Origin of the sequence: Actinomadura rupiterrae, assembly GCF_024172125.1 — a bacterium.
Lineage (GTDB): Bacteria > Actinomycetota > Actinomycetes > Streptosporangiales > Streptosporangiaceae > Spirillospora > Spirillospora rupiterrae.
In genome coordinates this window covers 190,172-204,274 of the sequence record NZ_JAMZEA010000004.1, presented here as the reverse complement: position 1 = coordinate 204,274, position 14,103 = coordinate 190,172, and the positions used below count along the sequence as shown (strand labels likewise).

The 14,103-nt window shown below is 71.1% G+C and carries 12 protein-coding genes and 1 tRNA gene; 9 read left to right on the top strand and 4 right to left on the bottom strand.

From position 1 onward, the window contains the following. The first annotated feature begins 237 nt into the window (after positions 1-237). Positions 238-2,154 carry a recombinase family protein gene (locus FHU30_RS47645; RefSeq protein ID WP_372503900.1) on the top strand — a complete coding sequence of 639 codons (1,917 nt, stop codon included), beginning with the start codon at positions 238-240 and terminating at the stop codon, positions 2,152-2,154. On the opposite strand, the gene FHU30_RS13915 is transcribed toward FHU30_RS47645, so the two are convergent. Both FHU30_RS13915 and FHU30_RS46055 read right to left on the bottom strand, forming a co-directional pair. Continuing rightward, positions 2,117-2,189 (bottom strand) — tRNA-Glu (locus FHU30_RS13915). The two genes, FHU30_RS47645 and FHU30_RS13915, sit on opposite strands and share 38 nt — an antisense overlap. Positions 2,190-2,258: 69 nt before the next feature. Further along, entirely contained in the window at positions 2,259-3,779 is a 1,521-nt protein-coding gene (locus FHU30_RS46055) for a metallophosphoesterase family protein (protein WP_301323126.1), read from the bottom strand. On the opposite strand from FHU30_RS46055, the gene FHU30_RS13905 reads away from it, so the two are divergent. From FHU30_RS13905 to FHU30_RS13895, 3 genes are all read left to right on the top strand, one after another. Next, positions 3,769-3,936 (top strand): hypothetical protein, encoded by a 168-nt coding sequence (locus tag FHU30_RS13905; RefSeq protein ID WP_253875712.1) that lies wholly within the window; start codon positions 3,769-3,771, stop codon positions 3,934-3,936. The genes FHU30_RS46055 and FHU30_RS13905 overlap by 11 nt on opposite strands. A gap of 6 nt (positions 3,937-3,942) precedes the next feature. Further along, positions 3,943-4,293: a metallopeptidase family protein gene (locus tag FHU30_RS13900; protein WP_301323125.1), complete on the top strand. Its 351-nt coding sequence runs from the start codon at positions 3,943-3,945 to the stop codon at positions 4,291-4,293. A gap of 139 nt (positions 4,294-4,432) precedes the next feature. Then, positions 4,433-6,340 carry an MFS transporter gene (locus FHU30_RS13895; protein WP_253875707.1) on the top strand — a complete coding sequence of 636 codons (1,908 nt, stop codon included), beginning with the start codon at positions 4,433-4,435 and terminating at the stop codon, positions 6,338-6,340. Between the two features lie 45 nt (positions 6,341-6,385). Here the strand turns inward: FHU30_RS13895 and FHU30_RS13890 are convergent, their stop codons facing one another. After that, the gene (locus tag FHU30_RS13890; protein WP_253875705.1) at positions 6,386-6,709 is read right to left on the bottom strand and encodes a PspC domain-containing protein; all 324 of its coding nucleotides are present in this window, start codon (positions 6,707-6,709) and stop codon (positions 6,386-6,388) included. A gap of 166 nt (positions 6,710-6,875) precedes the next feature. On the opposite strand from FHU30_RS13890, the gene FHU30_RS13885 reads away from it, so the two are divergent. From FHU30_RS13885 to FHU30_RS13875, 3 genes are all read left to right on the top strand, one after another. Next, a complete protein-coding gene (locus FHU30_RS13885; protein WP_253875702.1) occupies positions 6,876-9,536 on the top strand; it encodes a hypothetical protein in 2,661 nt (886 codons plus the stop codon). Positions 9,537-9,695: 159 nt separating this feature from the next. Further along, on the top strand, positions 9,696-10,850 hold the full coding sequence (locus tag FHU30_RS13880; RefSeq protein WP_253875699.1) for an acyl-CoA dehydrogenase family protein: 1,155 nt from the start codon (positions 9,696-9,698) through the stop codon (positions 10,848-10,850). Between the two features lie 184 nt (positions 10,851-11,034). Next, positions 11,035-12,054, top strand: coding sequence for an aspartate-semialdehyde dehydrogenase (locus FHU30_RS13875; RefSeq protein ID WP_253875696.1), 1,020 nt, complete (start codon positions 11,035-11,037; stop codon positions 12,052-12,054). A gap of 177 nt (positions 12,055-12,231) precedes the next feature. On the opposite strand, the gene FHU30_RS13870 is transcribed toward FHU30_RS13875, so the two are convergent. Continuing rightward, a complete protein-coding gene (locus tag FHU30_RS13870) occupies positions 12,232-12,447 on the bottom strand; it encodes a DUF2277 domain-containing protein (RefSeq protein ID WP_253875693.1) in 216 nt (71 codons plus the stop codon). Between the two features lie 91 nt (positions 12,448-12,538). Between FHU30_RS13870 and FHU30_RS13865 the strand changes: the two genes are divergently transcribed. Together FHU30_RS13865 and FHU30_RS13860 are read left to right on the top strand one after the other, a co-directional pair. Further along, positions 12,539-13,219: a peptidylprolyl isomerase gene (locus tag FHU30_RS13865; protein ID WP_253875690.1), complete on the top strand. Its 681-nt coding sequence runs from the start codon at positions 12,539-12,541 to the stop codon at positions 13,217-13,219. 94 nt (positions 13,220-13,313) lie between these two features. Further along, positions 13,314-14,066, top strand: a complete 753-nt coding sequence (locus FHU30_RS13860; protein WP_253875687.1) for an isocitrate lyase/PEP mutase family protein — start codon at positions 13,314-13,316, stop codon at positions 14,064-14,066. Positions 14,067-14,103: the final 37 nt, after the last annotated feature.

Sequence of the window (14,103 nt, the reverse complement as noted above, 5' to 3'; positions counted from 1 at the left end):
ATCCTGCCGCGAACCTGCCACCAGGCCACAAACCCCCTCCCAGGGACCTGCCGAACATCGTTCAGCCCCGTACCGTCGCAGGTCCAGAGACGATGCGGCAACTGCGGAGGGGCAGCCGCCCAGGCGTCCCCGCCCCGCGGGCCCCCTCACCGTCGAGCCTCGGTTCGTGCGCGTTGACGGGGCTGAGGGTGAGGAACTTGAACGGGCGCAACTCGGTGTGATCAGGGAGGTCCTCGAATGGCTGTGCCGGCACGCGGCGGCGCGGGAGTGAGCGACGGGGAGTTTCCCTGGCCGTGGATGCTGCCCGAGGAGAACGCGCCTACGGCTCCGCAAGCAATGTCGGTCGTGCCCGTGGCCTGGCTGGGGCGGACATCGACTGAGGACCAGCAGGACCCCACACTGTCCTTGCCCCGGCAATTGGCGACTTCCCGAAGGTCTCTGCCGCAGGGGTATGTGATCGTGGCCCACTTCTACGATGTCGAGTCCGGGAGGAAGGAGCTCGAGGCGCGCGGCCAAGGCCGTGCTCACGAGCAGTTCGACATCGCGGTCCCGCGTGACGGCGGAATTCAGGATCTGCTGGACGAGGCGACGCGTCCTGACCGCCGGTTCGTCGCGGTGATCTGCGAGTCGATCGAGCGGGTGGCTCGCCGCACCTATCTCGGGACCAAGATCGAATATCAGCTCGAACAGGCCGGGGTCATCCTGCTGGCAGCCGACGAGCCGATGCCGACCTCACCCACGACCGGCGGGGCCGCGCCCAAGCGGGCGACGCCGATCCTGACGCGGCGCGTCAAGCAGGCCGTGGCCGAGTGGTATGTCCTCCAGCTTCTGGAGAACTCCTGGGAAGGCACGCGCGAACATATCCGTCAGGGCTGGAACATCGGCCCAGCGCCCTACGGATACGATGCGGAGCGCGTTCCGCATCCGGTTCCGGCGCGGCGCGCGCAGGGGAAGACGAAGAGCCGTCTGATCCCGAATCCCGTGCGGGGCCCGGTCGTGACCATGATCTTCATGTGGAGGGCGACGGAACGGATCGGGTATCGCGAGATCGCCGACAGACTGGACCAGGATCCGGACAGGTTTCCGCCGCCGGTGCCGACCAGGCCGGAGCGGCGGGTCGGCCGATGGACCAGGTCGGCGGTCCGGGAGATCCTGCACAATCCCAAGTACACCGGCTACATGGTCTGGAACCGGAGGGCCACCAAGCAGGGTGGCCGGCTGAATCCGCCTTCGGAATGGACATGGTCGCCGCGCCCGGTTCACGAGCCGCTGGTGGCCATGGAGGTGTTCAAGGCCGTCCACGGGGTCGACTCGAGGGCGGTCCGGGCTCGCGTCTCGCCGAGCCTGCCACCGCAGTCCAACACAGTGTCGAGTTATGCGCTGCGCTCGTTCGTCGAGTGCCATCGCTGCGACCGCCGGATGCGGGGACGCCGTCGGCACGGGCACAAATACCACGTCTGCGAGATCGACAAGCGCCATCACCGTGACCGGCGGGAGTGGTATCCCGATCATCCGTCCACTTACTGGGTGCGGGAGGAGTACCTGTTGGCGGCGGTGGAGGAGTTCTTCAGCCGCTGGATCTTCGGCCCGCACCGGAGGGAACTGCTCGCGGCGCAACTCGGGGAGCACCCGCAGGACGACTGGACAAGCCGCAAGCGCGGGCGGCTCGAGGCCGAGATCGCTGACCTGCGGCGGCGTAGAGCGAATCTGATCTCGCAGTTGGAACTGGCCGACGGTGACGATAGGGAGTTCCGCGAGTCGATCCGGAGGCGGTTCGCCCAACTGGGCGAGGACATCGACGGACTTCAGTCCGAGATCACTGCGATCGACCTGGCCATGGCGGGGAACGATCCGCGGCTGCTGGAGCTGTTGCCACAGGCGGAGATCGAAGTGAGCCGGCTGCCGGTGCGGCTTCAGCAGAAGCTGTTCGGAGTGTTCCGCCTTCGGGTGCGTTACGACGCTGAGGGTTCGCGGGCGATCGTTCAGGTGACGTTGCGCGCACAGACGGCCGATGAGCTGGCCCGAGACGACGGAGCCGGACCTGATCCAGGTCCGGCAGAGGAAGGAGACGAGATGAATCCGAGAACCAAACAGTTGTTTGTTACCCGAAAATGCGTACCCCCTACCGGATTCGAACCGGCGCTACCGCCTTGAAAGGGCGGCGTCCTAGGCCGCTAGACGAAGGGGGCCTATGGGTGGGTGTGTGGTTCCACCGTGGTGCCCAGCATAGGGGACAACGTGGGCGGACGCACAAACGGTTATGGGCGGGACGGGGGTGTCGTGGGCCACTGGGACGGCGGGGTGGTGGGCCACTGGGACGGGGGGAGGGACGGGAAGGGGGAGGACGGGGTGGGGGCGGGGGAGGGGGCCGGGGGTGTGACGGGGCGGTCGGGGTTGGGTTCGAGGTGGCGCTCGATCTGGGCGGACGTGAGGCCGAGGCCGCCGAGGCGCAGGTCGTCCCAGCCCTGGAGGCGGTGGGTGGCGCGGCTGAAGTAGAGGACGGAGAGCTCGATCGGGGTGGGTTCCTCGTGTTCGAGGCCGCGGAGGCCGGCGCCGCCGGTGGAGCCCTGGACGAACAGGCGGGTGCCGGTGGGGAGGAGCGAGGTCTCGCGCTTGTGGAGGTGGCCTGAGAGGACGAGCGGGGTGAGGCCGGAGAAGGCGGAGCCTTCGGCGGGGTCGTGGGTGAGGACGATGTCGGGGAGCGAGCCGGAGGCGCGGAGCTTCTCGGCCAGGCGGAGGCCCTCGGCGTGCATCTGGGTGTCGCCGACGGAGTCGCCTCGGGTGGATTTGTCGGGGGTGTAGCGGGGGTCGCCGACGCCGTAGATACGGAGGTTCTCGATCTCGCGGGTGGCGTTGTCGAGGACGACGCCGTTCTTCTGGCGGGCGACGGCCTTCTGGGTGCCGCGCGAGTCGTGGTTGCCGCGGACGTAGACGTAGGGGACGCGGAAGTTGCGGATGTCGTCGGCGAACTTGTCCTCGGCGCGGGTGCCGTGGTCCATCAGGTCGCCGGTGTCGACGATCAGGTCGGCCTGGAACTGGTCGGCGACCGAGCGGATCACGTCCCACGCGGCGGGGTTCAGGTGGATGTCGCTGACGTGCACGATCCGCAGGGTGGACGGGTCGGGCTCGTAGGTCGGGAGGGTGGACGTCGCGGCGTACAGGCGGGACATGTTGCCGACGAGGCGGGCGAGCTGCGCGCGGTAGGAGGTGAAGCGCTCGACCAGGTTGCGGGCGTCGCCGACGACGCGGGGGGCGTTGGCGAGCAGGCCGGTGTAGCGGGGTTCGGCCAGGGAGCTGGGGCTGAAGGACAGCCAGGCGGTCAGGGAGACGGCGACCATGCCGGCGAGCGCGACGCCGGAGCCGGACAGGGCGCGCTTCCACGAGCGGAAGATGAGCAGGCCCGCGATGAAGGCACTGGCCAGGGCGCAGAGGACGGCCCGGAGTAGCATGATCCAGATGCCGTGCCAGAGCTGACCGGCGATCTTGTCGGTGAGCGCCTGGTCGGAGATGTTGGAGCTCTCGATGAACTCGCGCGCGGCGGCCAGGCGCAGCTCGGTCACCTGGGCGCGCAGCGCGATCGGCCCCCAGTGGGTGTCCAGGTGGAGGGCGCCGAGCGGCGGGATCGCGATGGTCGTCCCGCCGTGCCAGGACCAGCGGAGGGTGAGCGCCACGTTCGTCGGGCCGACGGGGGTGTCGACGCGTCCGCCCAGCAGGAGGCCGGCGAGGCCGCCGAGCAGGCCCACGGCGATCACGAGCAGGACGCGGCCGGTGCGGCGCATCCGCGGCGTCCTCAACCGGGCGCCCAGAGGACGCAGCCGGGCGCTGACCGGGCGCAGGCGGGCGCTGACCGGGCGTAGGACGGCTTCGGTGGACCGGCGGATGCGGGAGGCCGGGGATGCGGGCTTCTCGCTGCTCGGCAAGGAGATCCCTCCGTGACGCAGAATGGGTCGTGTGATCGATATGTCGCGGGACGCGTTCGAGGACCTGGTGTCGCAGGCCCTCGACTCCATCCCGGCCGAGCTGACCGCGCACATGCGCAACGTCGTCATCGTGGTCGAGGACGTCGCGCCCGAACCCGGCCTGCTCGGCCTCTATCAGGGCGTACCCCTCACCGAGCGCGGTGACTGGTACGCCGGAGTCCTGCCCGATCACATCTCCATCTACCGCGACCAGATCCTGCGAATCTGCGAGACGCCCGAGGACGTCGTCGAGGAGGTCAGGATCACGGTCGTGCACGAGATCGCGCACCACTTCGGCATCGACGACGCGCGGCTGCACGAGCTCGGGTACTGACCCCGGCGGCGGAAAACCGCAGATCACAGGCCGGTCAAGCGTTCCGGCGGCAATGGGTTGCACGAATCAGGCACGGTAGGTCACATAACTGCCACGCAGCGTGAGTTAATGGAGGGAGGGAGAGCGGAGTGGAGAGCGCGTGGCTGGACGGCAGAGCGGTCGGCACCGGCGGCCGCCGGAGGCGCAGGCCACCTATCGCGAGGTGTTCGCGGTGGGCGAGTTCCGCGCGCTGTGGCTCGCCCAGGCGCTGTCCTTCATCGGCGACCAGCTCGCCCAGGTCGCGCTCGCGGTGCTGGTCTACCAGCGCACCGGGTCGGCGCTGTTCACCGCCCTCACCTACGCGCTGACCTACCTGCCGCCGATCGTCGGCGGACCCGTCCTGTCCGGGCTGGCCGACCTGTTCCCGCGCCGGACGGTCATGGTGATGTGCGACGTCGCGCGGGCCGTCCTGGTCGCGCTGATGGCGCTGCGCGCGATGCCGTTCTGGATGCTGTGCGTGCTGGTGTTCTTCACCGTCCTGCTCGGCGCGCCGTTCACCGCCGCCCGCGCGGCCCTGCTCCCGGACGTCCTGGACGGTGACAAGTACGTCGCCGGATCGGCCATCAACAACATCACCCACCAGGCGACGCAGATGCTCGGGTTCGTCGCGGGCGGCGCGATCGTCGCCATGGTCGGGACGTACCAGGCGCTCGGCATCGACGCGGTGACGTTCGGGGCGTCCGGGCTGATCCTGCTGGCCGGGCTGCGCGCCAGGCCGGCGCCGCGCGGACGCGAGCGCAAGTCCACCAACCTGTGGCGCGGCACGCGGGACGGCGCTCGCCTGGTGTTCGGCGACCCGGTGCTGCGCGCGCTGGTCTCGTTCGCGTGGCTGTGCGCGTTCTACGTGCTGCCAGAGGGCCTCGCCGCGCCGTACGCGGCCACGTTCGGCCGGGGCGCGGTGACGGTCGGGGTGCTGATGTCGGCGATGCCGACCGGCATGGTGGTCGGGATGTTCGTGTTCAGCCGGTTCGTCCGGCCGACGAACCGGCTGCGGTCGATGGGCTGGATGGCCATGCTCGCCTGCGCGCCGCTGATCGTCGCGGGCGCGCATCCGCCGCTGTGGGGCGTGGTGGCGATCTACGCGCTGTCCGGGGTGGGCAGCGCGTACCAGCTCGCGGCGAACGCGGCGTTCGTCGCGGCCGTCCCGCCGGACGGCCGGGCGCAGGCGTTCGGACTCGCCCAGTCCGGCATCCTCGCAGGCCAGGGCCTCGGCATCCTGGCGGGCGGCGCGGCCGCACAGTACCTCGGCCCGGAGACCGTCGTCGCGCTCGCCGGAGTGCTCGGCCTGTCGGTCGCCGCGATGCTCACCCTCACCTGGAACCAGATCCGCGGCACGCTGATCACCGCGTCCCGCGAGCGCGCCGACTCCCGCGAAGTCCGCGAGACCCCCGAAGCGCGGGCGAACGAGCAGGAGGACCGTCCGCCGGACGGCACGGGCCCGCGCACCGGTCCCGCCCCCGCGGGAACCGCCACGGCCCGTACCTCGTCATCCCCGCTCCCGAACACTGTCCACAGCCCTGTGGATAACGCACCGCACTCTTTCGAGAACCCCCCACACCCGCTCGACACCGGCGCACACCCCCTCGACAAGGGCGCACGTCCGCTCGACACCGGGCCGCGCCCGTCCGACACCGCCGCGCGTCCGCTCGACATGGACATGCGTCCGTCCGATACCGGCGCACCTCCGTTCGACGCGGGCGTGCGTCCGTCCGACAGCAGTGCGCGCCCGTTGGACACGGGGACGCGGCCGTCGGGCGCTAGCGCGCGTCCGTCCGACACCGGCGCGCGGCCGTCTGACATCGCCGCGCGGCCGTCCGACACCGGCGCGCGGCCCTCCGAGATCGCTGCGCGGCCGTCCGGCAGCAGTGCGCGGTCGTCCGATGCCGGTGCGCGGTCGTTCGACGCGGGCGGGCGGCCGTTTGATGCTGGGGCGCGGGCGGCGGAGGGGGAGAAGCGGGCGGGGCCTGGACGGTCCGGTGGGATCTGGCCGTCCGCGTCCGCTTCGTGAGGCGCCTGTTCCGCTTGGCACGGCCGGCCAAGCGGCCGGGCCGGGTCAGGAGGAGTGGGGCTTGGCGGCGAAGACGTCCTTGGCCTTCTGCGTGGCCTTCTGGGTGGCGTCCTGGACGCTCGGGTTGTCCTTGGCCTTCTGGAAGAGGTCCTCGGCGACCGACGACTCGGCGCCGTCCTCGGGCATGACGAGCCAGGCGACGATGTAGAGGCCGATGCCCGCGCCGCCGAACAGGGTGAAGACGCCGAGGCCCAGCCGGACCAGGTTCGCGTCGACGCCGAGGTAGCGGGCGATGCCGGAGCAGACGCCGGCGATCATCTTGCCGTCGCGGGTCCGGCGGAGCTGCTTGCTGCTGTTCTGCGTGTCCATGTACCGATCATCCCTCCGGGACGGACCGGAGCACATCGGGATTCGCCCTGAAGCGACCCTGAAAGCACCCCCGAGATACGGGTCGTTCGACCCTGTCCTGGCCGGTCCCGGTCGCCACGCACCTGGGTGCTGGTGCGAATACTGAACGTGTCGTTAACGTTACTCGGTGCAACGATTCACGATCCCACTGGCGGTGCTGGCCAGTGCCGCGACGCTCGCCGCGCTGGCCGCGCCCGCCCCCGGCGCGGTCCAGGCCCGCGCCGCGGGCGCTGGGCAGGACGTCCGGTACGTCGACTACGCCTGGACGCCGCCGCCGAAGAACATCATCGAGATGCGGCGGAACCGGGAGAAGCTTCGCGTCCCGTCGCTGCTGGCCTGGGCCTGCGGCCGGCAGTCGCCTCCCGGGTTCACCGAGGACTTCGGCACCCAGCAGCTCGCGAAGGTCGAGCTGCTGCGGATGCTGGAGACCCCGCGCGGCACCGAGGCGCTGCACGCGGCGCTGCGTCCCGGCGAGGACAAACCGCTCATCTCCTCTCCGCCGGACCCGCGCGGCTGCATGCAGGAGTTGGACCCCAAGTGGAACCTGCCCTTCGGCCAGCACTCGGGCGCGGCGGCCCCCGGCTGGCGGGCGCTCAAGAAGGCGTTCGACGACCTGCCGTACTTCAGCGGCATGCCGGGCAGCCCGTTCGGCATGTGCAACCGGCCCGACCCCGGTGACGCCGACCTCGGCATGGCGGTGCTGATGCGGGTGTACCTGCGCGCCCGCGACCGCTTCCCGGCCGACTACGACGCGACCGTCTCCCGCAAGCTGTGGCTCCAGGGCGGCTTCAAGGACATCGACCACAGCTACTGCGGGATCGCCGGGGTGGACGTCCCGGAGACCGAGAACCACGAGATGCTCATCGACAGCACCCGGTTCCTGCACAACGACCACCTACCGCCCATCACGCAGGGCGAGGTCCGGGCGAGCGGCAACAAGTGGGTCGCCGAGTACGACGACGACAACTTCGACTACAACAACCGGTCGAACGGCCTGGACGCGCACCTCGGCAGCCACCTCGACCTGGTGCTGTCGAACCAGCAGACCTTCTTCCCCGCGAAGTTCAGCGACTTCAACGAGTACAACGCCCGTCCGTACAGCCGGTACCAGATGGTCTCGCTGCTCAACCTGTACGACTTCGCGCGCGACAGGACGCTCAAGTCGCGGGTGCGGGCCGCGCTGGACTTCCTGATGGCGAAGAACACCGCCGAGTCCCTCACCGAGCTGCGCGTCTCGCCGTTCCGGCGGCGCATCGACACGCCGGGCCGGCACAACCTGTTCGACTACGACCCGCTCTCGGCGATGGCGCAGGCGTGGGTGGGCGACCTGGCCCCGTACCGGACGACCTCGCCGAACTTCGCGGGCGAGGCGGTGTTCGCGGGGTCCAGCGACTACCGCGTGCCGGACGCCCTGGCCGACGTCATGCTCGACCCCGCGCACCATGCGTGGCGGCAGGGCTTCATGGGCCGCGGGCAGGACGAGCGGGCGTTCGCGCGTCCGGGCTACACGATCACCGGCGGCGGGATCCAGACCGACTGCCCGTACTACAACAAGGCCCCGGTCAAGTTCGGCGGCCACTGCCCGGGGAGCGGCAACGACAGCGGGACGTCCGAGCCGATCGTGGTGGTCCCGAGGCTGGGGTCGATCCTCGGGCCCGGCGCGGACGGCCCGCGCGAGCTGCTGCAGTACGACGTGATCCACAGCACGACCCCGCACAACGCGGTCATCCAGGCGAACTCCTGCATCGGCGCCGGCTACGCGTGCGCGCCTGCGTTCGCTCCCGGAGGCCCGTGGGTGAAGCCCGAATGCACGGTCGACAAGGTCGATTCGCGTACCAAGGACCGGGTGCGGGCCTACCGCTTCGACAAGGACTGCTCCCTGCTGCTCGGCGAGATGCCGGACGCGTGCTTCTTCACCTACATGCGCGAGGTCAAGGAGATGCCGAAGCCGCTGTCGTACGTCGTCACGCACGACTGCGACGCGGGCGGACCGGACGCCGCGCACGCCGACCAGTTCCGCCGGTTCGTGAACTTCCAGGACCGTCCGGACAACGCGCCCTCGTCCGTCTCGGTGCAGGCGCGCGGGCCCGGCGCGGTCGAGGCGTCCGTCACGATCGGGACGCCGCCGAGCGTGGACGGGCCGATCGCCGACCCGGCGCGGCGGGTCAGGCTGGCCCTGGTCTGGCCGCCCAAGGAGGAGAAGTACCAGTACTACAGCGACGGCGACACGGGCTGGCCGCAGTACGCTCCCGGAACGCTAGCGGCGGGAGACCTCGTCAACGTCGACCACGGCGACATCAACGGGGACCGGCTGCGGATCGACGACCAGGGCGCCGACCAGCGGCTTCTCGACTACTACCCCGCGGGCGGGGAGACGCAGAGCCTGCCCGGCATCCGGTCGCTGCGCACCCGCTCCAGGGTGATCCCCGGCAACGGGAGCCCGGACACGGTCGAGGTCACCGACCGGTCGATCCGGCAGCCCCGCCAGCTCCGGGAGGCCCGGATCACCGTCACCGACCTGTCCGGAAAGGTTCTGGGCAGGGGCTATCGCGGGTTCGAGTTCGGGGAGCAGCAGGCGGATACCCTCACCGTCCCGGTGAACCTGACGCAGGTGGCCTTCCCGCACACCTACTTCGTGCGGTCGTGCCTGACCTGGTACCGGTTCTACACCGCCGACGACTACGCCGAGGACCCGTACGGGGAGCGCCCGGACGGCGTGACCCGCTGCGTCCGCTCCACGGTCTCGTCCCCCCAGGCCCAGCGCGGCGGACCGTCCGGCCCGAAGTGACCGCCTAGGTGCGGCGGATCGGCCGACCGGCATCCGATGGGGTGAGCGGCAGGGCCGACCTGGGCGGGAACGCTTGGGTCGGCCCTGGTCGCGTTCGGGGGACGGGACGCGTCGTACCCTGTCCCGCGTCGCCCTGCCCCCGACGGATGGGATGCCCTCATGGACGTGCTGCGCGTGGACGACGGCCTCAGCGACGAGGAGCGGATGGTGCGGGACACCGTCCGGGCGTTCGTCGCCGAGAAGATCACTCCGCATCTGGCGCAGTGGTTCGAGGACGGCACGTTCCCGGCCCGCGAACTGGCTCCCGAGCTGGGCAAACTCGGCCTGCTCGGGATGCACCTCACCGGCTACGGCTGCGCCGGGGCGAGCGCCGTCGCCTACGGGGTGGCGTGCCGGGAGCTGGAGGCGGCCGACTCGGGGCTGCGCAGCTTCGTGTCCGTGCAGGGCTCGCTGGCGATGGCCGCGATCCACAAGTTCGGCTCGGAGGAGCAGAAGAACGCGTGGCTGCCGCGGATGGCGGCGGGCGAGGCGATCGGCTGCTTCGGCCTGACCGAGCCCGACCGCGGCTCCGACCCCGGCGACATGCGCACCCGCGCCCGCCGCGACGGCGCCGACTGGGTGCTGGACGGCGCGAAGATGTGGATCACCAACGGCTCGATCGCGGACGTCGCGGTGGTGTGGGCGAAGGTCGAGGGCGAGGGCATCCGCGGGTTCGTCGTCCCGGCCGGGACGCCGGGGTTCAGCGCGTCCGACATCCACAAGAAGCTGTCGCTGCGCGCGTCGGTCACGTCCGAGCTGGTGCTGGACGGGGTGCGGCTGCCGGGCGACGCCGTTCTGCCGGGCGTGACCGGGCTGAAGGGGCCGCTGAGCTGCCTGTCCGAGGCGCGCTACGGCATCCTGTGGGGCGCGATCGGCGCCGGACGCGCCTGCTACGAGGCCGCCGTCGACTACGCGCGGACGCGCGAGCAGTTCGGCAAGCCGATCGGGGCGTTCCAGCTCACCCAGGAGAAGCTCGCCTGGATGGAGGTCGCGCTGGGGCAGGCCGGGCTGGTCGCCCTGCACATCGGCCGCGCCAAGGACGAGGGCAGGGTCACGCCGCAGCAGGTCTCGTTCGGCAAGCTCGCGAACGTCCGCGCCGCGATCGACGTCGCCCGCGAGGCCCGGACCGTCCTCGGCGCGAACGGGATCACGCTCGAATACCCGGTGATCAGGCACATGAACAACCTGGAGAGCGTCCTGACCTACGAGGGGACCCAGGAAGTGCACCTGCTCACGCTCGGGAAGGCGATCACGGGCCTGGACGCCTTCCGCTGAGCCCCGCATCGGGCCGCGGGGGAGCGGAAAGTGGCGGGTTCGGCAGGCGGCCGGCGCGCCGAGTGAGCACGATCACCGTGTAGGAGTGCTTAAGGTCGTTCTGAAGGGAAACTGACTGGACGGCCCGAATGCGGGCTGGGCAGACTCTGTTATCCCAGGTCACGGCATCAGCGTAGGGAGCGGCATGAGAATCGGGATCGTCGGCGCCACCGGACAGGTCGGCGGGGTCATGCGGAAGATCCTCGCCGAGCGGAACTTCCCGGTGGACGAGCTGCGGCTGTTCGCCTCGGCCCGCTCGGCCGGCCGGACGCTCCCGTGGGGCGACACCGAGGTCACCGTCGAGGACGCCGCGACCGCCGACTACCGCGGCCTGGACATCGCGATCTTCTCCGCCGGCAAGACCACCTCGCTCGCGCTCGCGCCGAAGGTCGCCGAGGCCGGCGCCGTCGTGATCGACAACTCGTCCGGCTGGCGGATGGACCCGGACGTCCCGCTGGTGGTCTCCGAGGTCAACCCCGAGGCCGCCCGCGTCCGGCCCAAGGGGATCATCGCCAACCCCAACTGCACCACCATGGCCGCGATGCCCGTGCTGCGCCCGCTGCACGAGGAGGCCGGGCTGACCGCGCTGGTCGTCGCCACCTACCAGGCGGTGTCCGGCAGCGGGCTGGCCGGCGTGGAGGAGCTGCACCAGCAGGCGCTGAAGGTCGTCGCGGGCGCGGACGCCCTCACCCACGGCGGCTCGGCCGTCGAGTTCCCCGAGCCGAACGTGTACGTCCGGCCGATCGCGTTCAACGTGCTGCCGATGGCGGGCTCGATCGTGGACGACGGCCTGGCCGAGACCGACGAGGAGCAGAAGCTCCGCAACGAGAGCCGCAAGATCCTCGGTATCCCGGGCCTGAAGGTCTCCGGGACCTGCGTCCGGGTGCCGGTCTTCACCGGCCACTCGCTGCAGATCAACGCGCGGTTCGACCGTCCGATCAGCCCCGAGCGCGCCGCTGAGCTGCTCGCGGACGCGCCGGGCGTCGTGCTCACCGACGTGCCGACCTCGCTCCAGGCCGCCGGGCAGGACCCGACCTACGTCGGCCGCATCCGCCGCGACGAGACCGTCGAGCACGGCCTGGCGCTGTTCGCCTCCGGCGACAACCTCCGCAAGGGCGCCGCGCTCAACGCCGTCCAGATCGCCGAGCTCGTCGCCGCCGAGTAGCGGCCCGCACCCCACCGGGCCGTCCGCCTCGCGCCTGGAGCGGTCACGCCTGACCGCCGCCGTGAGGCACGCGGACGTCCCGCGCAGACCGCGGGTCGTCGTCGCCTGACGCCCCGCGCCGCTGGTCGGGCCGCCGTGCGGGGCGGCCCGATCAGACAGCCTCCGGGCCGTCCGGGGTCAGGACTTGGCGCCGCGGACCTCCAGCGCGTCGAGCAGGGCGGCGCTGGCGCGGGTGATCTCCTCGACGGCGCGCTCGAACGCCTCGGCGTTGTGCGCGGCCGGGGCGCGGAAGCCCGAGATCTTGCGGACGTACTGGAGCGCGGCCGCGTGCACGTCGTCCTCGGTGACGTCCTCGGCGTACGGCGGGCGCAGCGTCTTGATGCTTCGGCACATGCGTCCATGGTGACTCACGGGACCGACAGACCGATCCTTTCGTGCGGTTTTGCCGAAGCGGCCCGGGCGAGATGATCTCTAGTTTGGCGGGATGAGAACCCGCCGCATCCTCCCCGTCCTGACCCTCGCCACCGCCGTCGCCGGAGCCGGAGCGGCCCTCGTCCCGACCGCGGCGGACGCCGCTTCCCCCGCGTCCCACGGGCGTTCGGCGCACTGCGTCTTCACCCCGACCCCGGACAACCCGGCCGCCAAGCCCGTCCACCCGCCGAAGTCCAAGGCCCGGGCGCACGGCACCGTCGACGTCCGAATCTTTACCAACCACGGCGAGGTCCGGATCCGCATGGACCGCCGGAACGCGCCCTGCGCGGTGGAAAACTTCGTCAGCCTGACCAGGCAGAAGTTCTATAACCACACCCAGTGCTGGCGGCTGACGAACTCCGCGCGGCTCGGCGTCCTGCAGTGCGGCGACATCTACGCCGCCGAGAAGGGCGGGCCCGGCTACAAGTTCAAGGACGAGCTGACCGGCAAGGAGACCTACCCGCGCGGCACGGTCGCGATGGGCAACTGGGGCCCGGACACCAACGGCAGCCAGTTCTTCATCGTCCACACCCACGCGAACATCCCGCCCGCGTACACGGTCCTCGGCAAGGTCACCCGCGGCATGAACGTGCTGGACGAGATCGCCGCGGGCGGCATCATCCCGCAGAACGGCCCGCAGGACGGCCTCCCCAAACACCCGGTGAAGATCTACAAGGTCAGCGCCCACGGCTGACCTCGAAACCGCCCGACGGGCCGTCCGGTGTCACGAACCGGGCGGCCCGTCCGTCATTACTGTGGACGCCGAAGACCGATCTTGAGGAGCGAGGATGACCGCGCACAACGACCGGGCCGCACGGCTGCGCGAGCTGCACCGCCCGGGCGACCCGCTGATCCTGCCCAACGTGTGGGACGCGGCGAGCGCCCGGGTCGTCGCGGACGCCGGCTACCCGGCGCTCGCGACCGCCAGCGCCGCCATCGCCGCGATGCTCGGCTACGAGGACCACCAGAACGCCCCCGCGGACGAGATGTTCGCCGCCGCCGGACGCGTCGTCCGCGCCGCCGGCGACCTGCCCGTCACCGTGGACGCCGAGGCCGGCTACGGCCTGCCCGCCGAGGAGCTGGTCGCCACCCTGGCCGGCATCGGCGCGGTCGGCTGCAACCTGGAGGACTCCGACCTCGCCGCCGGCGGCCTGCGCGACGCCGCGGCCCAGGCCGAGTACCTCGCGTCCGTCCGCGAGGCGGCCCGCGCGAACGGCACCGACCTGGTGATCAACGCGCGCGTGGACGTCTTCATCGGCAAGTCCGAGGTGACCGCCGCCGACATCGACACCGCACTCGACCGCGGCCGCCGCTACCTGGACGCCGGAGCCGACTCGATCTACCCGATCCTGCTCACCGACGAGACCGCCATCGCGACCCTCGCGAAGGAACTGCCGGGCCCGATCAACGTCCTCTGCCTGCCCGGCATGGAAGTCTCCCGCCTGGCCGAACTAGGAGTCGCCCGCATCTCCTGGGGTCCCCAAGCCCAACGCCACGCCATGTCCGCCCTGACCACGTACGTGACCGCCCTGCGCCCCTGACCAGGCGCGATATCCGTCCGGCCCGGACCAGGGCCGG

Bases quoted from the DNA above. Each gene is read 5' to 3' on its own strand.
- FHU30_RS13870 (WP_253875693.1), bottom strand. From the start codon at position 12,447: ATGTGCCGAAGCATCAAGACGCTGCGCCCGCCGTACGCCGAGGACGTC.
- FHU30_RS13875 (WP_253875696.1), top strand. From the start codon at position 11,035: ATGAGAATCGGGATCGTCGGCGCCACCGGACAGGTCGGCGGGGTCATG.
- FHU30_RS13890 (WP_253875705.1), bottom strand. From the start codon at position 6,709: ATGGACACGCAGAACAGCAGCAAGCAGCTCCGCCGGACCCGCGACGGC.
- FHU30_RS13865 (WP_253875690.1), top strand. From the start codon at position 12,539: ATGAGAACCCGCCGCATCCTCCCCGTCCTGACCCTCGCCACCGCCGTC.
- FHU30_RS13860 (WP_253875687.1), top strand. From the start codon at position 13,314: ATGACCGCGCACAACGACCGGGCCGCACGGCTGCGCGAGCTGCACCGC.
- FHU30_RS47645 (WP_372503900.1), top strand. From the start codon at position 238: ATGGCTGTGCCGGCACGCGGCGGCGCGGGAGTGAGCGACGGGGAGTTT.
- FHU30_RS46055 (WP_301323126.1), bottom strand. From the start codon at position 3,779: ATGCGCCGCACCGGCCGCGTCCTGCTCGTGATCGCCGTGGGCCTGCTC.
- FHU30_RS13900 (WP_301323125.1), top strand. From the start codon at position 3,943: ATGGGTCGTGTGATCGATATGTCGCGGGACGCGTTCGAGGACCTGGTG.
- FHU30_RS13880 (WP_253875699.1), top strand. From the start codon at position 9,696: ATGGACGTGCTGCGCGTGGACGACGGCCTCAGCGACGAGGAGCGGATG.